Here is a 26,674-nt window from a genome sequence, read left to right as displayed (position 1 = left end):
ATGTGTTTTTCATAGTATTAGATTTAAGGTTAACAAGGTTGGAGTACGGCGGTACTCCATTTTTTTTGTCCTAAAATTAAAAACTTGAAGAAATGACTATACCCATTTCTAAAGGAAAACATCATACGCCGCCACTTCATATATGCACGCTTTCGCAACAAAAAATATAAAAAATTAGCTATCACCGTATTTTATATGTATGAAAATAATAGCTAAGGCACACCAATATACTTGTAATAATCCAAGTGACAGGATAACAAATCATCAGGTGCACAAAGCCAGGCCATATTGGGCAGATGAGCATTACCCAAACCACTCGTATGACACAGGTGCCAAAAATTGTGAGCAAGGCCGGCTCTAACGAGTGTCCGTATGCACGCAATGCAGACGAGGGAATGTCATAAAATGTAGCTATAGATTGGAAAACAAGTACATATTGCATTCTGAGCTTGGCATAATATATCACGGATGGATCGGTTGTAAACAACGATAACACTTCATCATCAAATAGCATGAATAGCATGTTTGAAACAAAACAAACCAAAAAACCACCCACTAAGCAAATTCGAAACACTCGCTTGCAACGATCCAAATGACCGGCTCCATAGTTTTGCCCTATGAACGTCACTGCCGCACTGCTAAACGCACCCAGCAAAAAGTAACAATAGCTATCAAAAGTTTGCGATACCGACGCACCTGCAACGGCACTTGATCCATAACCATTGATGGCACTTTGCACAAAGATATTGCTCAGCGAGAACACCATACTCTGGACTCCCGCAGGCACTCCGATTTGCAAAATGCGCTTTAACTCTATATTGTAAATGTGTATTTTTCTGATGTTCAATTTAAAAGCGCCATCCTCTTTTCTCAGTATCCACACTATAATAGCCGCACAAAAAAGATTGGACACATCGGTTGCAATAGCCACTCCCATCACACTCATGTGGAAATTAATGACTAAAATTAAGTTCAGCACAGTGTTAATTACCCCCGCCACCATCAACACATAAAGCGGCCGACGTGTATCGCCCTTGCTACGCAAAATAGAAGCACCAAAATTATAGATCATCACGAATGGCACGCCAAGAAAATAGATACGTAGATAGAGCACGGCATCGTCGATGATATTGTGTGGCGTTTCCATTAAAAGCAATACAGGGCGAGACAAAATAAGTCCTGCAAATAGCAGGAAAACGCCACTCACGATAGCCAACGCCGCCGAGGTGCTGACAGCATGGCGAATGCTTTGCGTGTCACGTTGGCCTACATGGTTGGCGATTATGACACTCGCACCAATGGATATGCCAACGAAGAAATTGATCATAAGATTTATCAGGAATGTATTGGCACCCACGGCGGCTAACGCCTCGCTACACGCAAACCGTCCCACAACAGCCACGTCTACCGAATTAAAAAGCTGTTGCAAGACGCTGCTTGCCGCAAACGGCATGGCAAATTTCAATATTTTACCCAATAATGGGCCATGCAACATATCTAATTCATTCGTCTTTGTCATCTTATATATCAACCTTTGTTCGTTGTTTACAAAAAAATTCAAATAACAAAGAGCCATCCTCTCTCAAATGAGTAGGGATGGCCCTCGCATGGTTGGGATAACTAAAATGGCGTATTATGCGCCAAATGTCTACGCCATTAACTTATGTTTTATTGCATATCGTACACCACCTGCATGAGTTTTTTGCCCAATTCATCGGCTTCTTTCATGGTAGACGCCTCACTGTATACTCGAATAATAGGCTCGGTATTCGACTTTCTAAGGTGCACCCATTTATTGGGGAAATCAATTTTCACGCCGTCAATATCTGTCACTTGCGCCTCAGGCTCATGGCTGAACAGTTCTTTAACTTTCAGAAGGATGGCATCCACATCGGTGGAAGGTGTAAGGTCGATCCTGTTTTTCGCGATAAAATAATTGGGGAACGTGGCGCGAAGCTGAGACGCAGACATCTGTTTTTGAGCCATCGAACTCAAGAAAAGACCTATACCAACAAGTGCGTCCCTACCGTAATGGCTCTTGGGATAAATGACACCGCCATTGCCCTCACCGCCAATAACAGCACCTACCTCTTTCATTTTTGTCGTAACGTTCACCTCTCCCACAGCCGACGCGTAATATTTGCAACCGTGTTTCTCCGTGACATCACGCAATGCACGCGTCGAGCTCAAGTTGCTCACCGTGGCTCCCTTATCATGATCGAGAATATAGTCGGCCACTGTCACCAACGTGTATTCCTCGCCATACATCTCTCCATCCTCGCATATGAAGGCCAATCTGTCCACGTCAGGATCCACTACCACGCCCAAATCATAACCACCCATAGCGCATTTGCCCATGATCTCGCCCAAATTTTTAGCAATGGGCTCCGGATTGTGGGCGAAATCACCATTTGCCTCGCCATTGATAAACGTGGCTTTCACGCCCAACGCCTTGAATAAATCGGGCAAAATAACACCGCCAACCGAATTGATGGTATCCACGACTACGTTGAAATGGGCTTTTTTGATGCTCTCAACGTCAACCAAGTCAAGTGCTAGCACTGCATCAATATGTTTTTGGTTGAACGTATTGTCCTCGATGTAATGTCCTAAATGATCAACTTCTGCATATTCAAAGTCTTCTCTTTCGGCTATATCCAGCACCTCCTTACCATCGGCGGCCGTAAGGAACTCACCCTCATTATTAAGTAGTTTCAAAGCGTTCCACTGGCGAGGATTATGGCTTGCGGTGATAATAATACCTCCCGCGGCCTCGCTCATACGCACGGCCAGCTCGGTTGTAGGCGTGGTGGCCAAGCCTATGTTCAGCACGTCATAGCCCATGCCCATCAAGGTGCCACAAACTACATTTTTTACCATCTCGCCCGATATGCGCGCATCTCGCCCAACGACGATCTTGTTGCTGTTTGACTTGCCACTGCGGCGAATAAATGTGGCGTAAGCCGAGGTAAACTTCACGATATCCAATGGATTTAAAGTGTTGCCAACGGTTCCACCTATCGTGCCCCGAATACCCGATATTGATTTGATTAGAGTCATTGTATTACAGTTTTAAAGTTATAATTTTGTTTTTAGTTGCCACGTTCATAAGTTATATCATAGAGATAGGGAATTACACGCCCCGTAGCTCCCTGATGCCCCATGTCGTGCGGCACAATGATCCGCACACGAGCCAACTCGTCTTCTTTCTCTTTATATCTTCCCACATTGATGTATGTAAGCGGCATGAGCCATCCCTCGGGAACAGCCGTTGTCGTAAGACTATGTGCCCATACCAATGTGCTGTGATTTTTAAGAAACGAGCCAGTAAATGTCCCCGCCTTATTGGTGAGTGATATCTTGTCCACCCAATTGCCCATTGACGGCAACAGCATGTTTGAGGCTTCTATACTATCGGTGATAAGATTTCGTTCGGTATAGCGACAGAGCAGCGTGAGAGTCTCGTTAGTTTTCACCTTCTCGCCACAGCCTTGCTCTACTATTTGCATGTAAACACCATTTGCACTAAACAGTACAAATTCATTTTTGCGAACGTCAGTGGTGTAGTTTTTGCGAGCAAACTCTTCCTCGGAGATAACGGTTACAGCTGAATCCTCTATATATTTATTAATAGCGGCACGCTCATGTTTTTTTTGATCAGCGTATGTTACTTGGTTTTTGCAAGCCATCAGAAAGAACAATCCGAAAAGTAGCAAAAGCAAATAAGGCAATCTTCTCATTGTCGTAATATTTTATTAATATGGTGCAAAGATAATAAAAACCAAACAAAGCCATGCAGATAAATCATTAAAAAAGGTATATCTGACAGTAAAGACAGGCTCAGCTGATATTTAATGGGGGAGCTAAAGGCTCAGTAGGCATTTACTTTTGGGGGCACCGTAGGTCCCCCTAAGATTGTGGTAACCATGTATAACCGCAAACAGAATTAAAGACAAGAAGGCATGACGCAGGCGTAAAAGCTCACACGCGCAAATTTCTACCGCACTCAGACGCTTCTTGAAGCCAGCGAAGTTGTCTTCATTCTTTCTTTGCTCCCCACTCTTCTCTCCTTACTCCTTATTCTTTATCTTGTAAAAAATAATTACTGTTTTTTGATCATTATTTTCGAGTCATCCAGAGCAAAAAGGGCTATCTTTTTTTGTCAAAACCAAGTCGGGCGTTACCAAAAATCATAAGAGTGCCGCGATTGGTGCTTTCTCATAGCCTGATTAGGCCTTATTCGCAGCGCGGAAGAGCCTTAATCACGCTGCGATTACAACCTTATCATCATGCCATTTGATACTCAACCGCAGACCACAAAATAGGAGAATAAAGGCTATTTTTTAAAAGATGCTGAATGTCAGTCATTTACAAACTATCGCAGAATTCGCGTATTTCGGACGAAGGCAAACTTATTTTTAAATAAGCGAATTTGAGAGGGTTGTTTGTTCAAATAATTGACTATTTCTAATTTTTCAAATACTGCGTTTGGGATAAACAGGTTTTTAAAGAAAAAAACCGAATATGCGTAAACATTCTGTCGTCATCTTGAAGCGTACACACACACCATTCGCCCCCACCTATGTTTGTACATGGTGAACATCTCTTCAAAAAACATACGGCTATTTATTGTACCAAGGGGTTAATCTCAATAGCAAAATGAAAAGCCATGCTTTTTCTACTGAGCCTAAAGACAGACATGACATCTCACTGCGAGAGGACCTTGATTAATTGCTTATCTTATACTATTTGCTTGATGATACACCTATCAAACCCCTGACATCACTTGAGTATATCGGCATAGTACATAAATGCAGAACGGGTTATCCTCTCTGCCTCATCCATGGAGCAGTCCAACTGGCCACCACTGGCATTGAAATGTCCTCCACCATTAAAGAAACGCTTGGCCATATCTTCCACGGAAAAGTTGTCTACAGACCGCAAGCTCACCCAAATCTTGTTGTCTACACGGTCGTCCTCACGCAGTGAAACCGAAACTTTCATGCCTTTAATACGTAGCGGCTCGTTCACCAAGCCCTCACCATCTCCACGTACATAATGGTAATCTCGTATGTTTTTACGCGTCAAAGTGAAATATGACGCATGCAAATCCTCAAAGACATTGAGTTTCTGTGACATGAGATAGCCACGCAGCCTGATGGCCCATTGGCTATAATTGTTGTACACATTGCGATAAATCTTGTCTTTGTCTATATGCTTGGTGAGTAGTTGGCATATTATGAAGTATATCTCTGGCCGCGTGGAGTTGAAGGTAAATCCACCCGTGTCTGTCATCATACCACAATAAACACATGTGGCAAACTTCTTGTCAAGCTTGTTAAAATCGCCCAATTGCCATGCCACACGAAACACCACCTCGGAAGAAGAGCTTAAGTCTGGCTTTGAAACGGATAAAATTGTTGGCAGCGTAGGGTTGAGATGGTGATCTAACATCACCCTTGGTGCGTTGCATTCTGTCAGGGTTTGCTCCATCTCGTCCACTCGGTTCAGGGCATTGTAGTCTATGCAAAAAACAAGATCAGCCTTGTCAAACATCGCCTTCACATCGTCGGGACGTTTGTCATACCGCACAATACGCTCATTGCCAGGCAGCCAATGTAAAAAATCGGGGTAACCATTGGGCACGATCAACGTGGACTCCTTGCCAAAACAATCAGCTAAATAATAACTCCAAGCCAAGCAAGCCCCAAGTGCGTCACCATCTGGCCGTGAGTGACCGGTAATCAGTATATGATGCGCAGAGGCAATCATTTCTCTTAAATCATGTGCTTGCTGGTCTGTTAATAAATTCAATTCCATAATAAGTGCAAAGGTAATAAAAATTAATTGCGACAGCTATGACACACCTACGGAATGAGCAAACTCGAGTCGCCATAGCTCAAGAAGCGAAAGTCGTGCCCAAGTGCATAGTCGTAAACCTTGCGCCAATCGCCCTTGAGGAAGGCGCTCACGAGAAGCAACAACGTGCTCTGGGGCTGGTGAAAATTGGTGATAAGCATCTTCACGACCTTGTAAGTGTAGCCCGGCGCTATGATGATTTGCGTGCCTGAGTGCAGCGCGTCAATCTTGTCGCGATCGAGATAGTCCAAGATGTTTTGGATGGCTTGGCGCACGGGCAAGGACTTTCCGTTCACAATCGCCAATCCCTCTGCATCGTGCGGTAGGTCGTAAGGTTCCCACTGGTTAACGTGCAGTTCCTCCTCAGAAAGATTTGGATTGGCGGCGAGCTTTGCGCCCATATAGTACAAGCTCTCGAGCGTACGCACGCTGGTGGTGCCCACGGCTATGGCGCGGCAATCGTGATTGAGCAGGCGCTCGAGTGTGTGGCGGTGCACCACAACATATTCACTGTGCATGTTGTGCCCATCGATGGTGTCCGACTTGACAGGCCGAAACGTGCCGGCGCCCACATGCAGCGTCAACTCGTCGCGCACGATACCCTTAGCATCAATGCGTCGGAGCACCTCGTCGGTGAAGTGCAACCCAGCTGTAGGAGCGGCCACGCTACCTTTTATTTTAGAATAAACGGTTTGGTAGGTGGTCTTGTCGCTCTCTTGCGTTTCACGATTGAGATATGGCGGTATAGGCAACTCACCCACGCTTTCCAATATATCCGCAAAATTAATGTCGTTGTTATCCCACTCGAAGTCTATCCAATAGTTGCTACCCCCCACTCTCTCCGCGGTTTTATCACGATTCATAGTGACCGAGAGTGTGAACGAATGCCCTTTTATCTCAAACGAGCGATTCAGCGCACCCTCCTTCCATTTTTTTAGGTTGCCCACCATGCAAAGCCAACTGCACTTGTGTGTGGTTTGGAACATTTGTTCGTAGTCGGCTGGCAACGTGGGTTCCATCAAGAACACCTCGATAAGTGCACCTGTATCCTTGCGAAAATGAATGCGCGCCTGTATCACGCGGGTGTTGTTGAACACCATCAGCGAGCCTTTGGGCAAATGGTCAGGCAGGTTACGGAACACATCGTCGCTCACCTCGCCACGATCGTAGACAAGGAGTTTGCTGTGATCACGCTGTGGCAATGGGTATTTAGCGATACGCTCGTCGGGGAGCTCATAATTGAAGTCGGAAATGTGAATATTTTTTGTATCCATAGAAATAAATTTATGCTATAGTCCGAAGTGTCAAATGACAGTGAGTGCGAGCACCGTCACAATAGCCAACGTTCCAGCCACGACAACAATCACCATGTCAATATCGGCCATAGAATAGCCAGATGACGTGTAGTGTGAAGATATATAGTTGATCTTTGGACTAATTTTATAATAAAATTTGTGGTACACCATATAACTGATTAAGCCAGACACGATGCCCCACAGCAAACCACAGACGATGTCGACAGGATAGTGCAGGCCAAGGTAAAGACGTGTCCAGCAATTGAGTAGCGACCACAACACCATAACTACAGTGAACAGTCGGTTACGCACCAACATGCTGAAAAACACCGCTAATGACATAGTATTGGCGGCATGGGCAGAGAAAAAGCTGAAGCCTGAGCCTCGATGACCGTCCACCACATCGACAAGATACTTGAGGTAAGGGTCCATTGCCGGTCTCGGACGCGCCACCAAAGGCTTCACGATGCCGTCGGCCATACCGTCAGCAAGGAGTATGCATAGGCCAGCGCAACATGTCACAAGCACAATTTGCGGCATAGTCTCGTTGTTTTTGACAACGAGAAAAAACAACGCTAAGAAGAGGGGTGTCCACGTAAAGCCCCACGTGAGCATGTCAGACATACGGTCCAAGAACAGCGAATCGCTACCATTAAACCATAACAAAAGCTGCTGGTCGAACTCAATAATAGATTCTAAAGTCATCTCGACTATGTTCTGCGTTAAGGTGGGGCTGGAGCATTAACCTTGACAAGACGCCGCCCACATTGTTGATATTATGTTATACTGTGATGATAGTAGAGCCATCCTCCTTAGATCATTTCCAATTGTTCAGGGGGTATCCATCCCTCACGACCATCGGGCAGACGTATGCCACGCCATGATTTCATATTAGTGTCAGTGACATCCACCCGTGTGCCCTCGTGCAGTATGAAAGCATCCTCGGCATTTGCAGAGGGCGTTTTCTTCACATTTACCGAAGGGGCCATGATGATGGCACCAGAACGATTGACAAAGGCATGGTGTTGATCCCAAGCAAAAAGAGTGGAAAATATGAAAAAGACGAAGAAAGTCATGCCACCAAAGAAACCTACCTTGCGCCAAAGCATGTGGGGTACAAACAGATATACCAACACAAGCAACAATGCCAAGATAATGGACACAATGCTGATGTAGGCCCAAACGTTGGCATTGGTTAGATTGACCAAGCCACGATACCACGTGACAAACACCACCTCGCTCTCTGGCGTGAGCTTGTCAATGGTCTTTGAGCGCGCAAACTGCAAGTTGAACCTAATATCCTTGTCGCCGGGCGAAAGCCACAACGCTCGCTCATAGGCCAAGATAGCCATGGTAAGACTGTCAGAACGATAGTAGGCATTGCCAAGATTATAATAAAGTTCGGCAGAAGTACCCTGTTTTAACAAGTATTGATAGTCTATGATCGCTTGCTGGTAATCACCCTTTTGATAAGCAGAATCTGCCATTTGCTTGGTGACTGCCGACGCGAAAAGCGGCAAGCACAACGACAGGATGAACGTCAGAAAAATACTTCTGAACCTATTGTTTAATACTTTAAAATGATATATTGTCATAGTTTACGTTTCTTCTTCATTACATCCTCTATCTCACTGATGGCCACAGCGGCGGCTGTATAGGTCTTGCCCATGTTGCCAGAAGCGTCGCCGGGGGCGTAGCGCTCATATTCGCAGGCGTCGAGTGCCAAGAGAAATTTTTCGATTGTTTCTTGCTGAACATCGTGTTGAGCGAAGGTTTCGGCTATGTTATCACGGGATAGTTGTTCCACGGGCATAATGAGCTTGCTGCCAGCATAATCCCACAACGCTCGCAAAACCTCATCGTAAAAGGCATCGCCACGACCAGCGTGCATGAGTTGTGAAGCCTTTTTCAGTCGAGCGCGAGCTATGCTATCAGCCTTCTTTTTACGTAAACTGATGATGTCCGCGCGCTCCACGGCACGCTTGTGGAACAATATAAGCAACACGATGAAGCCTATTAGTGGCAACAGCAAACACACCCAGTAGGTGCCACTGCCAACAAATCGCACGCCAGAAACAGAGCAGGAAGCCTCACCATGCTTAATATCGTGTATATCGTTATCCTTTGGATTGTCATAGACCGCAGTGGCATTTTTTCCTGTTCCCTTTGCCACATTGATAGAGAAACTTTTGGTTCTAAGCGTCTTGTAAGCGTTGGTTTGCACGTCAAAGTACACAAACTCGATGGCAGGAATTGTGTAATGCCCCTGTTGGCGAGGCACAAACAGAATATCGTATACCATGTTTCCTTCCACGCCTTTGGCCGTGAGTTTGGTTTTATCAGTAATCTTTGGATCGTACTTGTCAAAGTTTTTGGGTAAGTTTATGTCTGGAGCCTTGATAAGTTTAAGATTGCCTACGCCACTAACCACCACACGCATGGTGATAGGATCGCCCGCTTGAACATCGGTTTTGCTTAGTTGTGAAGAGATGTTAAACCTGCCCACGCCACCCGAGAAGTTTTCCGGTTTTTTGGGTAGAGGGTCTACCTGTATAGTGAGTCCGGGTGCCTTGATTTCTCGTTTGACCTCTACATAACCAGAACCACCATTGAAAAATGCCTCAAATGGATCCACCGCGCGGTTTTGTTGCACCACGATGCCCTTGAAAGTGATGCTTGGAACTTCTAACTTCCCGGTCATCTGCGGATACATGACATATTGGCTCCATGTCACGGAGCGGTATGCCCGACCGTTAACTCGCTCCATCTTAAAACTCTTCTGCTGAGGCAGCGGCACCTCTTGGGTGTGAAAACCCGTCAAGTCGGGCATCTTGCCCTCAAGCTGCGTAAGGTCGACGAGGGTGTAGACTTTATAGGTAAGGAGCACTGGTTCTTGTTCGTGCACCCTACGTTTACTGGCTGAAACTTTGATGAACAGGTCCTTGCCAGATATTGGCGAACCAGCCGAGCGCATAGTGTTGTCTCCCCCATCGTCTTGGTGCATAGGCGGAACACCGCCACCATTGGAGCGTGACGAGCCAGAAACCGTGACACGGACAGCACGCGACGACACAGCCTTGCCGTTGATTTTGGCGTGGGCGGCAGGAATGGTATAGGTGCCAGGCTTGTCGGCATAAAGCGTATAGGTATAAGTGATAGACGACGAACTACTCGTGTGTCCATTAACCACCTGATAGCTTGACTGTTGCGATGTGTATGGACCGGCTATCACTTCTAATCCTCCGGGGATATTTCCAACTCTGAAACCCTCAACATCTTGTGTGTTGATGGTAAACGAAAGTCGAAAATTCTCACCCGTCGAGACCCGTGAGGGCACCGATACAGAAATTTGTGCCTGCGTATTCGTTATTCCGCATACAAAGCACAGGCATGTGAGAAAAATATGTAATATACAACGTGTCATTGCTGATGTTTTACCAATTTTTCTGCAACCGTCGGCGCTGCGGCTGTTGTTGCTGTTGCTTCAAGCGTCGCTGTGTTGCTTTTTCTTCTTGAATGGCATAATTCAACAGTTGCTCAGCATTGTCTTTGCTCATCTGTTCCTTGTTCTGTTGACGCTGCTCATTCCGTTCGTTTTTGTTAGGGTTTTGCTTGTTTTGTTGTTGTTGTTTCTTATCTTTGTCCTTTTTGTTCTTGTCGTTTTTGTTATTGTTGTTGTTTTTGAGGGGCTGCTTTTTGGCAAGACGCTTGCACAGGGCCAGATTATATCGTGTGGCATTATCGTTGGGATTGTGGCGCAAGCTCTCTTTATACGCTTCGATAGCCTCAGCATACAGTTGTCGTTTCTGACAGATAACGCCTATGTTGTGATAAGCCATAGCCTTGCGCAGATGAGCTTTTTCTGTCTTTCCGGCAGTCTCAAACTGCGTGATGGCAGCCGAATCTTTTTGTTGTTGCAACAGCGCACATCCCAGATTGTACATTGCTTGGGTGTTGGAAGCGTTTTTCCCCAACGCCTTGCGGTACTCAACCTCGGCCTTGGCATAGTTCTGTTCACGATAGAACTTATTGCCATTGCGCACGAATTGCCGGTCGCTCTGCGCATCCACAGTTTGGGCACAAAGCGACAAGAAAAGTGCCATGAGTATGTATTGAATAGTTTTCATAAGATGGTTCACTTCTTTTTAAACAGCGACACGTTCCTCAACAAGGGATTCTTGGCTTCCATCACGCATATCTCAGCAATGAGAAGAAGTACGGCAAGAATGCCAAACGCTTGGAACTGCTCATCATACTCGCTGTATATCACCGAGTTTGTCTCACCTTTTTGCAGCTTGGTCAGTTCGTCATTGAGTTGCTCTTGCGCATCTGAGGTGTTGTCCACATGTATGTATGTGCCACTACCAGCCTTGGCAATGTCTTGGCACATTGGCTCGTTGAGCGCAGACATAACAGTTTGCCCAGTGGCATCGGTCATGTATCCTCCATTCCCAGTAGGTATGGGGGCCCCTTTCACGCTGCCCACGCCGAGGATGAACACATTGATGCCGCGCTTCCTTGCCTCGGCAGCGGCCTCGGCGGCACCGCCCTCATGGTCTTCGCCATCAGTGATGACGATGATGGCCCGCCCCACTTTTTCTTGTTGCGTGAAGCTGCGCATGCCCACCGTTATGGCTCGGGCGATATCCGTTCCCTGTGTCTCAATAAGCGAAGGGTCTATATTTTGCAAAAACATCTTGGCCGAAACGTAGTCGCTCGTGATAGGCAATTGCACGAAAGCATCGCCAGCGAAGACCACCAAGCCTATCTTGTCGTTGGTGAAATGGTCCACCAAGTTCTCCACAAGCATCTTGCTTTTATCCAACCTGCTCGGCACTACATCCTCGGCTTTCATGGAGTTTGAGATATCCATGCAGATGATAGCCTCTATGCCATTGCGTTTCTCGTGTTGAATTTTCGAACCCATTTGTGGTCGCGCCAACATGATAATCACCACTGCGAGAGCGCCAAGCAGCAAGCTGAACTTGACCAATGGGCGAAAGCGCGACACATCGGGCGTCAGCAATTTGAGCAATTTGGGATCGCCAAACCGCTTTTGTCGTTTGAGCTGTCGCCGGTTCACAATCACTCTGATGACCATGAGCACGGGGACAATCAATAACATCCATAAATATATAGGAGTGTCAAATCTCAGCATATCAATTCTTTTTTATCAACCAATGCCACTTTATGGCATGCCATTCTCATCATGGAATACGGCGGAATATCGTATTGCGGAGAAGTAATTCTAACAAGAGGAACAGCACTGCGGCAAGCGCGAAAGGCTGATAAGCCTCGTAACGCTTGGAGAATTTTGTTACATTCATCTTGGTTTTCTCCAGCTGGTCAATGTCGCGATAAATCTGTTTCAACTCTTTATTGTTTGTGGCGCGGTAGAAATTGCCCTCGGTAAGGGTTGCTATCTCGCTCAATGTTTTCGTGTCTATCTCTACAGGTATGTTCACATACTGCACTCCTCCGGCCACCGGCATGGGGTAACGTGCCACCTTATTTGTGCCAACGCCAATGGTATAGACCCTTATTCCCATGGAGTGGGCTATCTGGGCGGCGGTGAGCGGCGATATGTCGCCCATGTTGTTACTGCCATCCGTGAGCAAGATCACTACCTTGCTCTTGGCCTTGGAGCCCTTGAGACGCGACACGGCGTTGGCCAAGCCCATGCCTACGGCGGTGCCGTCTTGTATAAGTCCGCGAGCGGCGATGTCGGTACGCACGTTATGCAGCAAGCTGAGCAATGACCCGTGGTCGGTGGTGAGCGGGCACTGTGTAAAAGATTCACCCGCAAATATTGTCAGGCCTATATTGTCGTTGGGTCTGCCAGATATAAACTCCGACGCCACTTCCTTGGCCGTTTCCATGCGATTGGGTCTGAGGTCCTCAGCTAACATGGACATGGACACATCCATGGCGAGCATGATGTCTATACCCTCCACGGTCTTGTTGCCCCATGAGTTGTGTGTTTGTGGGCGTGCGAGAGCGCATACTATAGACACGAACGCCAAGCATCGTAGCAGCATGGGAGCGGCCAGCATTCTAACACGCCAGCTCTTAGGAGCTGCGAGATAGGCATAAGTGTCGCTCATACGCATGGAGGGTTCCTTACGCTTGCGATACAAAAAATACCACAACACGTAGGGCACGAGCAGCAGGAGCAATAAAAAATATTCCTTGTTTGCAAATTCCATTTACACAATTTACTTTTAATCAGGCGCTACGAATGGCGTTGCAGCTAAATCATCAACAAATACACATTATATATAATGTAAGCAAGCAGTCCGGTGATAGAAATCACCAACAGCCAAAGCAGTGCCTTGATGGTAAGGCGTCCTTGTCGTTTTCGTTTATCGTCATCCGATAGTTGTGGCATAATTTTTTCCTCGGTAGCCTGTCCCTCCACTTTCGTGCTGTCGATGAAGTTCACGGCATTCACCAAATTGAGGTCGTTCTCGTTGATCAATGTCGAGTATTTAGCAAACTTGACAAGGTCTGCTGTGGTGAACAGTTCGGTCAGCTCATCGAGCATTTTGGAATCCCCCGCAATCTGCAGACGCTCTATAATCTCTCGAGACGTCATCTCCATGGCATTAAAGCCAAATCTATCTCGGATGTATTGGCGAAGCGTATCGGTAAGCCTTGTATAGTAAGTTTTCTGGTCCTCACTTGTTTGCATGTGCTCGGCTTTTATTTTTTCAATAGCGTTGAGTGCGCGCTGATGAGGTGGCTCATGCTTCACAATGCGCACACGAGTGATAATGGGCTTATTGTCACGCAATCTTATGACGAGGTAAAAAACTGCCAACGCTAATACTATCACCAATAACGACAGCCAGAAAAAAGGACTCCACTCTGACCATTGAAAAGGATTGTTCTGCACATCCTTTGGTGGAAAGAATTGATTGGGGTGCAAAGTGTCTACGTCCATGGTAATGACCTTGAGCGCGGCCGTACCACCTTGATACGCCTTGCCATTCACTTTGACGGTCAAAGCTGGTATAGCGTAGAGATTTTCATCAAATGAAGTGATGGTGTAGGTGCGTTCCAACCTTACCCGATTGTTGTCAGCGGTCAATGTGTCACCATCCACCACGCTCACCACCTCTACCCCCGGTACGACATATTGGGAGGCCTTCAAGGCAGGCCAAACCAATCTCGAGCCTTTGGGCATAGTCACACCGAGCCGCAAATGTGCTTGCTGGCCAATGAGAATACCCACGGAGTCGACCGTCTGCTCAACAACCACCTGCGCCCCTACAGGCAGCGAGACAGCAAGAGCCAACAGTATCAATATGTCGCGAACAGTTTTATTCATTTTCTTATATTGCTTTATCATCAAGCCATTGAGTTCTACTTCCGAAACCGCTAAGTCCGCTGCTTGAACAGTATGAGCAACGATTTGACGAAGTCTTGGTTCGTGGCAATGGACGTCCAGTCTACACGGCTACGAGAAAACACTTGCTTGAGCGACTCCTCGCGGCTCAGCCAATAGCTCGTGTGAGCTCTACGCAGCTTGGCGTTAGCGGTGTCTATCACCATCTCATGCCCGGTCTCAGCGTCCACCACCTTCATCAAACCAACGTTTGGCAACTGCTTAGCCCGAGGGTCGTACACCTGAATGGACATCAAATCATGCTTACGATTGGCTATTTCAATTTCTTTGGAGAAATCCTTCCGGTCATAAAAATCACTAATCACAAACGAGGTGCAACGCCGCTTCATCATGCGAGTCAAAAAAGCCACAGCCATACCTATATCGGTTTTGCAGCTCTCAGGGTGGAAATCGAGCAACTCGCGAATGATGTAAAGAATGTGCTTGCGACCTTTTTTGGGCGGAATGTACTTCTCTATCCTGTCCGAGAAGAATATCACACCTATCTTGTCGTTGTTTTGTATGGCAGAGAACGCAATGGTGGCAGCTATCTCCGTGGCCATGTCTCGCTTCATCTGCCGTGAAGTACCAAACTCCAGCGAGCCAGAAACGTCAATGAGTAGCATCACGGTGAGCTCGCGTTCCTCCTCGAAGACTTTCACATATGGGCGATGAAAACGCGCCGTCACATTCCAGTCTATGTCTCGCACATCATCGCCAAATTGGTATTCTCTAACCTCGGAAAACGCCATGCCACGACCCTTGAAGGCTGTGTGGTATTGCCCGGCAAAGATGTTTTGACTTAAACCACGGGTCTTAATCTCTATCTTTCGTACCTTTTTTAATATCTCGGTTGTCTCCATTCGGTAATCATTGCGCTTGAAACGTGCTTGGCGAGCATTGTCCGAGCGCCAAGCCTTGTCGTTCTATAGACTAACGAGCAGCTTGAAAGCCACTCACTCACAGGGCCCGTCGCATCAGGGCACCTCTATTTTGTTGATGATCTTGCTAACGATTTCCTCGCCACTCACATTGGCGGCCTCTGCCTCGTAGCTCAACCCCACCCGGTGGCGCAGCACGTCGTGGGCTATGGCGCGAACGTCCTCTGGTACCACGTAGCCACGATGCTTGATGAAAGCATAGGCACGTGCGGCCTTGGCCAGATTGATGCTGGCGCGTGGGCTGCCGCCATAGGTGATCAGCTCCTTGAGCTCTGGTAGCGCGTAGCGGTCTGGGTAGCGTGTAGCGAAAACAATGTCGGCAATATAGCGCTCTATCTTTTCGTCTATATAAACCTGTCCCACCACCTCGCGGGCGTCCATAATCTCGGTTGCCGTGGCCACCGGGCGCACCTCGGGTAGGTTGCTGCGCAAGTTCTCGCGTATGATAAGTTTCTCCTCTTCCAACGTGGGGTAATCTATAATGACTTTTAACATGAAACGGTCCACTTGGGCTTCGGGCAACTCATAGGTGCCTTCTTGCTCGATGGGGTTTTGCGTAGCCATCACCAAGAATGGCTTGGGCAAACCGAACGTGGTCTCGCCGATGGTCACTTGGTGCTCTTGCATGGCCTCCAGAAGAGCACTCTGCACCTTGGCCGGGGCACGGTTTATCTCATCGGCAAGCACGAAATTGGCAAACACCGGGCCTTTTTTCACTTGAAACTTCTCTTCTTTCTGCGAGTAGATCATTGTTCCTATGACATCCGCCGGCAGCAAATCGGGCGTGAACTGCACACGACTGAAATCTGCGTCTATAAGCTGTGCCAATGTTTTTATGGCCAAAGTCTTGGCCAATCCGGGCACGCCCTCCAATAAGATGTGCCCGTCACTAAGCAGGGAGATGAGCAACATGTCTACCAAATGTTTCTGACCCACTATCACTTGATCCATTCCTGATACCAAGTTGGTCACGAAACTGCTTTGTCGCTCAATTCTAATGTTTAACTCGCGAATATCCACTGATTCTGCCATAATATCTTGTTTTTTCTTTATTTCTATTGTGATGCAAAAATACAACTTTATATCAAAAGCAGGCAAACATACTTACTAAAGTATATTAAAAATGATGTCAAACGTCGTGGTTTTAAGAAACTTTTGAACTACGGCATCCCCATTTTCCAGCGCATGTGCCCACATCATGCAGTTACTCGCACGCTCGCAGGCCATAGGCACATAAAAGCATCTTGCCAAAGGATTTTGTTTTAAGCGTTTTCAAGACTTTTCTTTTTGCCTTTTATTAAGAAAAGGCTATCTTTGCATATCCAAACAACAACTTCCTAAGTATGAAAAAAATCTTTTTATTGGTATTGTGCGTTACACTCTCAATGTCTGTTGATGCGCAATTCCAACAGCCAGCATATCAAATTTTGGGTAACGATACCACCTGCCAAATATTTGTTTATTCTCCCGGCGAAACGGCAGGACTGCATGTGGCCTATCTCACCGACACTCAGTCATGGTGCGACGCCGGCAAAGTTTGCGGTTCCGACTACGCCCAATGGGGTGCGGAAAAAAAGATGCACGACCCCTATGTGCTGCATGCTACAGACGGAACATGGCGGTTAGTGTTTAGCGTCAACAACTATTCTCCATGCTTCGCCGCCGCATATAGCGAGGATTTGGTAACATGGCGCCCACAAGATTATCCGCGCGTGTCGCAGAAAGGGGCTCTCAAGCCCATCATCTTTCAGATGGATGATGGCACTTTTGACATCTATTACAAAGGCAAGGATGGCTCGCGTCACTACGTTCAAGCCAACCAGCAATTCCGAAAATTCACCGAGACACCCGGCCTTAGCACCATTGACGAGGTGGCTTGGATGCGCGATACGGCCACCGTGGCGGGACATACACATCAAGGCAACCTTTTCGATGTGCCAAAAGTGCACTTGGATTATATCCTCAACTACCAAATGGCCTTGGCACACGATGTAGCCATCAGTGGCGAGACCATGCTCAACGACGCGTCAAGGTTTGCGTCCATTGGCAACAACGTGAACGCCACTCTCGTCGTCAAAACCAACCAAATCAAACGCATCAGCGATAAACTCACAGGTGTTTTCTTCGAGGACATAAGCTATGCGGCCGACGGAGGTCTCTACGCCGAGCTTATTCAAAACCGAGATTTCGAATACTCAGAGACCGACCGCCACGGCTGGAGCGCCACCACGGCTTGGCAATCAAACAGCCCCATACGCGTCGAACGAGCCATACCGCTTAGCAAGAACAATCCCAACTATGTGTCTTTAGCCCGGCGCGATACCTTATATAATATAGGGTGGGATGGCATCACGGCCACTCCCCAACAACAATTCGATTTTTCTGTTTACATACGCAATGAGAACACGGATAAAAACCAAGTGCTCGTCGCGCTCATTGGAGACCGAGGCGTGGTGGCGCAAACCAAGATAAAGACTGAGGGACAAGGCTGGAACCGATACTCTGCCAAGCTCATCGTTGACAAAAAAGCGATGAAAGGCAACGTCAGACTGGCTCTTACGCCATTAAAGACAGGCAATGTTGATATTGACATGGTAAGTCTTTTTCCATCCGAAACATTCAAAGGGCACGGCCTTCGCAAAGATCTTGCCGAAGCAATCGCGGCGTTGCACCCCAAATTTGTGCGCTTCCCGGGAGGCTGCATGACTCATGGGCAAGGATTGGACAACATCTATAGATGGAACGAAACGGTAGGTACTTGGCAAGATCGCAAACCCGCGCCTAATATCTGGGGCTACCATCAAACACGTGGATTGGGCTTTTTGGAGTATTTCCAGTTTTGTGAGGACATTGGCGCCGAGCCGCTGCCAGTGCTCGCAGCGGGCGTTCCATGCCAAAACTCACGCCCAAACGCTGATGGATATGGCGGTCAAATGGGTGGCATACCAATGGCAGACATACCAGCTTACTGCCAAGAACTGATCAATATGATAGAATGGGCCAACGGCGATCCGAGCACCTCCAAATGGGCTAAGATGCGGGCAGACGCTGGGCATCCAGCTCCTTTCAACCTCAAATATATAGGTATCGGCAATGAAGATATCATCTCCACCGTATTCGAGGAACGCTGCGAAATGATATGTAGAGCCATCAAGGCCAAATATCCCGATATTGTCATTTGCGGCACGGTGGGTCCGTCCCACGAGCCTTCGGCCGACTACATCGAGGGATGGAAGTTTGCCAACGCCCACAAAGACATCATCGACATGGTGGACGAGCACTATTACGAGTCTACGGGATGGTTCATGCACCATCAAGACTATTATGACAGCTACGACCGCACGGGGCCAAAAGTCTATTTAGGCGAATGGGCTTCACGCTCCACCACGCACGAAAGTGCGCTGGTCGAGGCCATGCACCTCTGCTCGCTCGAGCGCAATGGCGACGTAGTTGTCATGTCAAGCTACGCACCCCTACTTTGCAAAGAGCGTTATTCCAATTGGAACCCTGACCTGATATATTTTAATAATGACAGTATCACCCACCTCACACCAAGCTATCACGTACAGCGATTATGGGGCAACTATTGGGGTGACCGATACATAGCGTCAGATTTCAAAATTAAAGACAACCTTAGATATCGAGTAGCCGCATCGATTGTCAAAAACACCAAGCTCGGCAAAACTTATCTCAAGCTCATCAACGCCCTGCCAGCCCAACTCTCTCTCAACATTGAGGGACTGCCTATACCGGCAGGAGCCACTTACGAGGAACTGTCTGGAAAAGTAAACGAAAAACACGCCAAAATCAGCAAAAGCAAAGTAGATGGTCCAAACATGACATTGCCACCCTACACCGTGCGTATTATAGAGCTGTAAAGGGACACCAAAAAGTCATACCATTCCATATGGGGCACCAAAGCCCATAAAACCAGAGGAGCTTGAAGCGTAAAACACCAAGTATCCACAACGCTAAACATAACCACAGTCCAAAGAATATCTTTGGGCCGTGGAGATGATTTTACCATCAAACACTCCCTATATAGCCAGACCGCCTAATCCCCTATCTTTATACATTCACTCCTCCCCAACTCGCAAATAGTGATAGAAAGCCTTTGTGTCGGTTACCATCATTATTTTGTTAATAAATGCAAAATGTAACAGTTTTTTATTTAAATTACAATATAAATCACCCCTGACAAGGCAAAATATTTGGCGTTAAGATAGTTTTTCCGTTATTTTGCAAACAGTTCATACATTTGACTATAAAGCAAAATCTTAAAAAGAAGATTATGAAAAGATTATTTACATTGATGGCTGCCGGAATGGTGGCAGCATCTATGACTGCACAGACAGTCAACGAAAGCAAGACATTTGATAACGTTTATGTTGGAATAAATGGTGGTGTAGCAACCAAGTCCACAGGACACGCATGGATGAAAGACTTAAATCCCAATGCCGGTCTTCGTCTCGGTCGCTATTTCACCCCCGTCTTTGGCCTTGCAGTTGAGAGCAACGTGTATTTCTCCAACAAACCTTGGGAGTCTGTAGGTACAGTCGCTCGCGCTATCAACACAAGCCTCTTGGGAACCGTAAACTTGAGCAACTGGTTCGGTGGTTACACCGGCGAGCCTCGCGCTTTTGAAATAAGCGGTATATATGGGCTTGGTTGGGGCCACGTGTTTGGCCACCACGATGGATATGTAGGCTCTGACTTCAAAAAGAACAAGACAGAGAATTTGCTTGCCAAGAGCCAAAATATTGTTAGGACAAACAGCCTGACCTCAAAAGCTGGATTGGATTTAGCTTTCAATTTTGGCGAGAACAAGGCTTGGCAGTTCTATGTTGAGCCAGCCGTGATATGGGGTCTTAATGGCTTCGGATACGATGGCGTGGAATACAATATCAATAAATCTTTCGTTCAACTCAACGCTGGTTTCGTTTACAAGTTCGCCAACTCTAACGGCACACACAACTTCACCATCGCCAAATTGCGCGACCAAAACGAGATCGACGCTTTGAACGCCACCATCAACGACCTTCGCAACGAATTGGCCAAGAAGCCTAAGACCGTGGTGAAAGAGGTGGTGAAAAAGGTTTCCCAACCTGTAGCCAAGACCGTGAAAGTGGAAAATCTTATCTTTGTCACATTCGCACAGGGCAAGGCCGATTTGACATACAGTGCCAAGAAAGCACTTAACAACGTGAAGGCCGGTAGCCACGTGGAAGTGGTCGGAACAGCATCTCCAGAGGGTTCTAAGGAAATCAACGACAAATTGTCGCAGGCTCGCGCCGACGTTGTAGCCAAGTATCTGACCAACAAGGGCGTTATTGTTGACCAAGCCACTGGCAAGGGCGTGCAGGGCACAACCTCCAACCGATTGGCAGTAGTGTACATTCAGTAATACTTGACAGAACTATAAAACAAAAAACATCTATCTCCGCTATCCTCTTGGGTAGCGGAGATTTTTTTTGCTCAGTAGAAAAAGTATGGAGTTTCATGTTGCTATTGAGATTAATCCATTGGTACAATAAATGCTTGTATGTTTTTTGAAGAGATGCTCACCATGTACAGGGGGGCGAATGGGGCGTGTGTACGCTTCAAGATGACGACAGAATGTTTACGCATTTTCGGTTTTATCTCTTTAAAAACCTGCTTGTCCCGAACACAGTTTTTGAAAAAATAGAAATAGTCAATTATTTGAACAAACAACCCTCTCAAATTCGCTTATTTAAAAATAAGTTTGCCTTCGTCCGAAATACGCAAAATATGCGATAGTTTGTAAATAGCTGACATTCAGCATCTTTTAAAAAACAGCCTTTATTCTTCTATTTTGTGGTCTGCGGTTGAGTATCAAATGGCATGATGATAAGGTTGTAATCGCAGCGTGATTGAGGCTCTTCCGCGCTGCCAATAAGGCCTAATCATGCTATGAGAAAGCACTAATCGCGGCACTCTTATGATTTTTGGTAATGCTCAACTTGGTTTTGACAAAAAAAGATAGCCCTTTTTGCTCTGGATGACTCGAAAATAATGATCAAAAAACAGTAATTATATTTTACAAAATGCAGGATAAGGAGTGAAGAGTCAAGAATGGGGAGCAAAGAATGAATGAAGACAACTTGACTGGATTCAAGAAACGTCTGAGTGCGATAGAAATTTGCGCGTATGAAACTTTACGCATACATCATGTCTTCCAGTCTTTAATCCTGTTTGCGGTTATACATGGTTACCACAATCGTAGGGAGACCTACGGTGCCCCCAAAAAAGTAAAACCGCAATCCATTGCATCACATTGGTAACATTTATTCTGACTCTTCGTAACAAACATTGTTACTTACCTCTAAATATTCCTGTTTCGCTGTCACGATTCCATACTCCCTTTTGATCTGATTGATATTTACGTCCGCGTGAAAGATTCCATGTTAGATTCAAGGAGATCATATTTCCCCATTCTGGAATATATACAGTCAAATCTTTCTTGATGAATTGTGAGTGCGTAGCCTCCTCGAAAGTAGAGCCATTTTTTATGAATAGATGAGAGCCATAAAGACCGATGGAAAGGTCTTGGGTCAGTTTATAATTCACTTGTGCTTCTATGTTTTGACCAGTGGTGTTCTCACTTTCTCCATTAAAGTTTCTTTCCTTTGCAGACCAAGAAGCTCTGAAGTTCCATTTGCCTAAAAACAGTTTCGAGCCAACATATCCCCATAGGCGATGGAAATTGTGGGTATAATTGTTTCCTACGTAACGAGATAGCAGGTACGAGAATCCACCATCCAACGTCAGAACATTGGGTATGACATAGAACTGAACATTTGTATAATTCCAAAAGTCGGCTGCTGATTTCTGCTGCTCATAGCCAAAATCAAACCATGTTCTCCCATTTGTGTTGCCGTTTCTTGTTATTTCTTCTAAGATAGGCTTTCGGCTATACGTGTACCCCGTTGTATTTTCAATATAGAAGTATTTATGCTTGTAAGAAAGGGTTAGCGTCTGTGTGTATCTGCTGTAGGATTTTAAGTTAGGATTGCCTACATGATATTCGTATTCATTAGACTGTTGTCTGTTATTGCTCAGATTAGCCAAAGACGGTGCATTGGGAGATATGTTGAAGACGTATCGTATATTTCCTTTGCCCAATATAGGGTAGCTGAGACTTAGGGATGGGCGCAAAAGAAAGTAATAATAACTCTCTGTCCCTTGCGAATAATATTGATAGCTGCCTCCTACACCAAGCATATAACGTAACTGGCTGAATCTTCCTGAAATCTGGGAATAAAGATAGGTACTGCTGTTGTGCATTTCATTGATGATGTCGGAAGTTCCCGCATATTTATTTTTGGTATAGCCCTGCAGATGACTGATTCCAGAAGTCCAGTTGGACTTGCCCAAAGGCTGACTATACTTGATATCGCCAATAAGAGAATAGCGTTTGCCGTCTGTATCGTAGCCGTATTGTGATGTCGGCAAGTCAAAATCTTCATTATCGAAGGTCTTAAAGCTATATCCATATTTCGTGTCATACATGGTACCTACTAAATTGAAGGTCAATGTACGATTATTCTTAAAATAGCGTCTAAAGAACAAATCTATTATAGGCGAGAAATAATGTTCTGTAGGTTCAGTCAAAGCGTAATATGTAGGCTTACCCGTTTCAAAAATTCGCTGACGGTGACCTCTGTTTGGGCTATTATAGAAGTGAGAGCTTACCTGTGTTATAAAGCTATACTGTCCCTTCTTTGTCAAATCATAGGTAATGCCGAAGTCATGGTTTGCGTATGCCAGCTTTGTATTGATTCCCTCACGGCGTATTTCGTGTAGGTTTCCATCAGCTAAGGTATAGGTATCCATTTGGTCAATGTGTCTTCGACTTAACTTTGAAAAATCATTCTGATAGTAAATACCCCATTTGGACAGACGGTGATTATATTGAGCATAGATATAATTTTGTCCATTCATAGTAGTTACAGCATCATTCAGGTTAAAACCGATAGACATACCATTCATGCGAGGCTTAACGACAATATTGATAATGGCAGCATGTGTCTCCAGTCCAAATTCAACACCGGGATTATCAATGTACTCTATACGTACAACCTCATCTGGCCGAAGGGCAACGACATCGGCTTGCGAAGCACGCTTTTCGTTGATAAAAATGGGGACACTTCCCGATCCACGCTTCTCTATCTTTTTGTTAGCCATATCTACATAAATACCGGGTAAATTAACTTTATCTATGAGATCATAGCCAGAGTTTGAACGCTTAATGTCATCTTGGGATGGAAACAATAGCTTTCTATCCACTTTATTGATAAATCTATCAGCCTTGACCGTCACTTCTTCGAGAACGTTCTCCTCCAATCGTATTGTATCAAGCTCTATCGCTTTCGGTATTTTCTGTAAAGAAAGTAAGTAGGGAGCATAGGCTGCATGTTTAATTTCAAGAATACAGTCTTGCCCTTCGAGCATTTTTGTTTCCACACTAAAAAATCCTTTCTTGTTTGAAGTAGAAATACTCTTAGCTGGTTTCCCCTTGCAGGTCAGTGTAACAGAGGCATCATCGACTGGCTGTTTCTCTTTATTAACTATTGTGCCTGTAACTTGCGCAGAGCAAACGTTACCCGTCAATAGCATTATAGCAGATATACTTAAAAATAGGAATCTATTATTCATGAAATTGTTGTTTTTTCTGATTTACAAAAATGAGAAATTCATTCCCATAAATTCTTATCCTTTCTTATTTTGCTAATTAGAAGGATTATACTTTCAATATGTTTTATAGTTAGATACTGCAAAGTAAAACAAAAAAAAATGTATTTCCAATTATTCTGTAATTTTTTTTGCGATTTATTGAAATTGCATCTTTGTTACTTTTTTGAAAAATATCAAGTAAGTAATTACAATATGTAAGCAATGATATCTTATAAAAAAAGCTATATAAGATCTATCCTTTTTATTCTCATGCAGGTAGTATGTAGTTATATCGTAGCAACACATTTAAACTGCTATCAAATACAATGCAATCCTTTCTCTTTCACCGATTTAACTCCTATTGTAGTCATGTAGTAAGATATAATCGGTGAAAGAAAAAGGAAATATATCCATCAGTTCTTAGTATTGCCTAACAAGAAGATTGGCATTACAGTGATAGTCAGTTTCTGCAAAGTTCGACAGACGTACTTTCTGAATAGATGAGCTTCGGTGCTGTCCAGCAGGAAGGACAGGGCGATGATGACAGGAAGCGGATAGAGTGGTGCACAGCCTTTCAACTGTCCGCTGATGAAAACTGGCTCTTCACCTGCAACCCTCTCATCGGGGTGCAGGTTGGAGGATTTTACTATCGTTTGCAACCTGTGGTTGAGTTTCCTCCATGTTACCCCGAAGAACCTCACAAGTTCACTCCCTGTCATGGCTATCTCTCCGTTTCCTTTGCGAATGACTTGCATATTGCTGCCCCAATCAAAATAACTACGCTGATTGGTTACGCCTGCCTTTCTTTGACAGCTATTGTTTACCTTCATGCCCTTTCCTCCTTTCTGCCATTTGAATTGACAACCAATGGGATTGTCTTTGTGTCCGTTGCTGCTTCCACATCTGCATTTCCAGAATTTTTGTCCTTTGCCTTGTACTTGGCAATAAGCCTGTCCATATCCTCTGATATCTTCCTGTCCGTTACCTGCGCATAGACTTGAGTGCTTGATATGGAGGCGTGTCCCATCATCTTGGCTATGCTCTCAATAGGTATTCCTGCGCTTAGGCTCATCGTGCCGAATATATGTCTTGCCATGTGGTAGGAAAGTCTTTGGCAGATACCGCAAGCCTTTCCCACAATACTCAGTTTGGTATCCATGACACTGCGGCTGCAATCACGGTGAAAGACAAGGTGGTCATCTTTTTCTTTCACCGTCTGCTGTACCTCGCTTCTTTCCGGCTCTTTCCGGCAATGACTGATGATGGTTTCCGCTATGGGATGTAACGGCACGATGAACTCAACCTTGGTCTTCTGACGTTCCTTTCTTATGTACATCTGTCCGTCCGCTGCCGTTTGGATATGCTTGTATTCCAAATTCTCCATATCTGAGATAGCTAAGCCTGTGAAGCAGGAAAAGACAAACATCAGTCTTGCCAACTCCGCTTCCTTGTCGTTCATCTTCATTGCCATAAGTTTCATCACATCGCTCTTTTGCAAAAAGCGTATCTTCTTTTCCTCTTTCTCATACTTGGCATTCTCAAACGGATTGCAGCGGATAATCCTCTTGCTGACCGCACGGAACATCAATCGGCTCAACCAGCAGAGGTTGCTGTTGACGGTAGATGCTTTCAGTCCACGCTTTTTGAGAAAGAAGCGGTATTCCTCAAACAAGTCCTCTGTAATTGTTCCGATGGGTATGTCCTGTACTCCTTTGTTTTCTACAAATTCACGGAGATTTCTGTCAGAATAGAACAGGTTCAGATAAGTTCCCTCTGCCCTTGATCTGCCAACACTTTCCTTGACTGTTTGGAGTTCCGCCCTGCTCATGGCAAGGAGCGTGGTCGGATTGGTGGCAATACCCTATAAACAGTTCTTTACAAGCTCCACACTTACCACTCCATCCTTTACAAGAATATCCCGATAAGTCTTTTCCACCAAATCCCTGAACTCATTAATTCTTTGATTGGTCTTCTTGTTGGTTGTCAAACCCTGCTTGGTGTTCCACTCGGAGAATTTACACTCTTCTCCTGTGGTAATGGCGGTATTCTTTCCGTCAATGGTGATACGGCAGAGAATGGCAGTATTGCCGTCTGCCTTTGTCTTCTGTCTGTTGATATAGAACAGTATCTTGAATGTACTTCTCATTGTCTTGGTGGTTTGAAGTTAATTAAATGAATAGATAAGAAATCAAATGACTTAATAAGGATTAGATAGCCAACTGCATCTCTTCGGTGAAAGAAAGGAAACGGTCAAATTCCTCAAAGAGTTTCTGCGGTGTTACCTTTGCATAACGCTCGGTCATGCTCACGTTGGAATGTCCCAGCATCTTACTAACGGTCTCAATCGGTACACCCTGTTCAAGCGTGATGAGCGTGGCAAATGTGTGCCTTGCCGTATGTGTGGTAAAAGGAAACGAGATGCCTGCACGAAGCCGCAGGGCTTTCAAATAAGATTGGTAAGTGGCATATCCCATGAAAGGGAGCAATGTTTCCCTTTC

19 protein-coding genes and 1 pseudogene are annotated in these 26,674 nt (G+C 45.6%); 2 read left to right on the top strand and 18 right to left on the bottom strand.

From position 1 onward, the window contains the following. Positions 1 to 181: 181 nt before the first annotated feature. From C7379_RS09290 to C7379_RS09225, 14 genes are all read right to left on the bottom strand, one after another. The gene (locus C7379_RS09290) at positions 182 to 1,519 is read right to left on the bottom strand and encodes an MATE family efflux transporter (RefSeq protein ID WP_116617100.1); all 1,338 of its coding nucleotides are present in this window, start codon (positions 1,517 to 1,519) and stop codon (positions 182 to 184) included. A gap of 149 nt (positions 1,520 to 1,668) precedes the next feature. Beyond that, the gene (glmM, locus tag C7379_RS09285; protein WP_116617066.1) at positions 1,669 to 3,060 is read right to left on the bottom strand and encodes a phosphoglucosamine mutase; all 1,392 of its coding nucleotides are present in this window, start codon (positions 3,058 to 3,060) and stop codon (positions 1,669 to 1,671) included. Positions 3,061 to 3,092: 32 nt separating this feature from the next. Continuing rightward, complete coding sequence (locus C7379_RS09280; RefSeq protein ID WP_116617065.1) at positions 3,093 to 3,740, bottom strand: BamK family beta-barrel-assembly machinery protein; 648 nt, start codon at positions 3,738 to 3,740, stop codon at positions 3,093 to 3,095. A gap of 1,042 nt (positions 3,741 to 4,782) precedes the next feature. Then, entirely contained in the window at positions 4,783 to 5,820 is a 1,038-nt protein-coding gene (locus tag C7379_RS09275) for a DHH family phosphoesterase (protein WP_165815055.1), read from the bottom strand. Positions 5,821 to 5,867: 47 nt separating this feature from the next. Further along, complete coding sequence (locus C7379_RS09270; RefSeq protein ID WP_116617063.1) at positions 5,868 to 7,139, bottom strand: S-adenosylmethionine:tRNA ribosyltransferase-isomerase; 1,272 nt, start codon at positions 7,137 to 7,139, stop codon at positions 5,868 to 5,870. A 24-nt stretch (positions 7,140 to 7,163) separates the two neighbouring features. Beyond that, positions 7,164 to 7,859: a phosphatase PAP2 family protein gene (locus C7379_RS09265; protein WP_116617062.1), complete on the bottom strand. Its 696-nt coding sequence runs from the start codon at positions 7,857 to 7,859 to the stop codon at positions 7,164 to 7,166. Between the two features lie 107 nt (positions 7,860 to 7,966). Continuing rightward, complete coding sequence (locus C7379_RS09260; RefSeq protein WP_116617061.1) at positions 7,967 to 8,749, bottom strand: tetratricopeptide repeat protein; 783 nt, start codon at positions 8,747 to 8,749, stop codon at positions 7,967 to 7,969. Further along, a complete protein-coding gene (locus C7379_RS09255) occupies positions 8,746 to 10,578 on the bottom strand; it encodes a BatD family protein (protein WP_116617060.1) in 1,833 nt (610 codons plus the stop codon). The genes C7379_RS09260 and C7379_RS09255 overlap by 4 nt, the downstream gene beginning before the upstream one ends. A gap of 10 nt (positions 10,579 to 10,588) precedes the next feature. Then, positions 10,589 to 11,281 carry a tetratricopeptide repeat protein gene (locus C7379_RS09250; RefSeq protein ID WP_116617059.1) on the bottom strand — a complete coding sequence of 231 codons (693 nt, stop codon included), beginning with the start codon at positions 11,279 to 11,281 and terminating at the stop codon, positions 10,589 to 10,591. Between the two features lie 8 nt (positions 11,282 to 11,289). Beyond that, on the bottom strand, positions 11,290 to 12,312 hold the full coding sequence (locus tag C7379_RS09245; RefSeq protein ID WP_116617058.1) for a VWA domain-containing protein: 1,023 nt from the start codon (positions 12,310 to 12,312) through the stop codon (positions 11,290 to 11,292). A gap of 49 nt (positions 12,313 to 12,361) precedes the next feature. Then, on the bottom strand, positions 12,362 to 13,360 hold the full coding sequence (locus tag C7379_RS09240) for a vWA domain-containing protein (RefSeq protein ID WP_116617057.1): 999 nt from the start codon (positions 13,358 to 13,360) through the stop codon (positions 12,362 to 12,364). A gap of 44 nt (positions 13,361 to 13,404) precedes the next feature. Continuing rightward, a complete protein-coding gene (locus tag C7379_RS09235) occupies positions 13,405 to 14,484 on the bottom strand; it encodes a hypothetical protein (protein WP_116617099.1) in 1,080 nt (359 codons plus the stop codon). A gap of 50 nt (positions 14,485 to 14,534) precedes the next feature. Continuing rightward, positions 14,535 to 15,404: a DUF58 domain-containing protein gene (locus C7379_RS09230; protein ID WP_116617056.1), complete on the bottom strand. Its 870-nt coding sequence runs from the start codon at positions 15,402 to 15,404 to the stop codon at positions 14,535 to 14,537. A 114-nt stretch (positions 15,405 to 15,518) separates the two neighbouring features. Beyond that, on the bottom strand, positions 15,519 to 16,514 hold the full coding sequence (locus C7379_RS09225) for an AAA family ATPase (RefSeq protein ID WP_116617098.1): 996 nt from the start codon (positions 16,512 to 16,514) through the stop codon (positions 15,519 to 15,521). A gap of 311 nt (positions 16,515 to 16,825) precedes the next feature. On the opposite strand from C7379_RS09225, the gene C7379_RS09220 reads away from it, so the two are divergent. Together C7379_RS09220 and C7379_RS09215 are read left to right on the top strand one after the other, a co-directional pair. After that, on the top strand, positions 16,826 to 19,360 hold the full coding sequence (locus C7379_RS09220; RefSeq protein WP_116617055.1) for an alpha-L-arabinofuranosidase C-terminal domain-containing protein: 2,535 nt from the start codon (positions 16,826 to 16,828) through the stop codon (positions 19,358 to 19,360). Between the two features lie 413 nt (positions 19,361 to 19,773). Then, on the top strand, positions 19,774 to 20,886 hold the full coding sequence (locus tag C7379_RS09215) for an OmpA family protein (RefSeq protein ID WP_116617097.1): 1,113 nt from the start codon (positions 19,774 to 19,776) through the stop codon (positions 20,884 to 20,886). 929 nt (positions 20,887 to 21,815) lie between these two features. Here C7379_RS09215 and C7379_RS09210 read toward each other — a convergent pair. From C7379_RS09210 to C7379_RS09195, 4 genes and pseudogenes are all read right to left on the bottom strand, one after another. Continuing rightward, positions 21,816 to 24,158 carry a TonB-dependent receptor gene (locus C7379_RS09210; RefSeq protein ID WP_116617054.1) on the bottom strand — a complete coding sequence of 781 codons (2,343 nt, stop codon included), beginning with the start codon at positions 24,156 to 24,158 and terminating at the stop codon, positions 21,816 to 21,818. A 431-nt stretch (positions 24,159 to 24,589) separates the two neighbouring features. Beyond that, positions 24,590 to 25,006, bottom strand: coding sequence for a hypothetical protein (locus C7379_RS09205; RefSeq protein ID WP_116617053.1), 417 nt, complete (start codon positions 25,004 to 25,006; stop codon positions 24,590 to 24,592). Continuing rightward, positions 25,003 to 26,322, bottom strand: a pseudogene (locus C7379_RS09200) (tyrosine-type recombinase/integrase). Before C7379_RS09200 ends, C7379_RS09205 begins: the two are co-directional and overlap by 4 nt. A 61-nt stretch (positions 26,323 to 26,383) precedes the next feature. Beyond that, a partial coding sequence (locus C7379_RS09195) for a tyrosine-type recombinase/integrase (RefSeq protein ID WP_165815054.1) occupies positions 26,384 to 26,674 on the bottom strand: 291 nt, incomplete at its 5' end.

Origin of the sequence: Hallella colorans, assembly GCF_003096815.1 — a bacterium.
GTDB lineage: Bacteria > Bacteroidota > Bacteroidia > Bacteroidales > Bacteroidaceae > Prevotella > Prevotella colorans.
The sequence above is the reverse complement of the archived record's forward strand: the minus strand, read 5'-3'. Positions and strand labels throughout refer to the sequence as shown.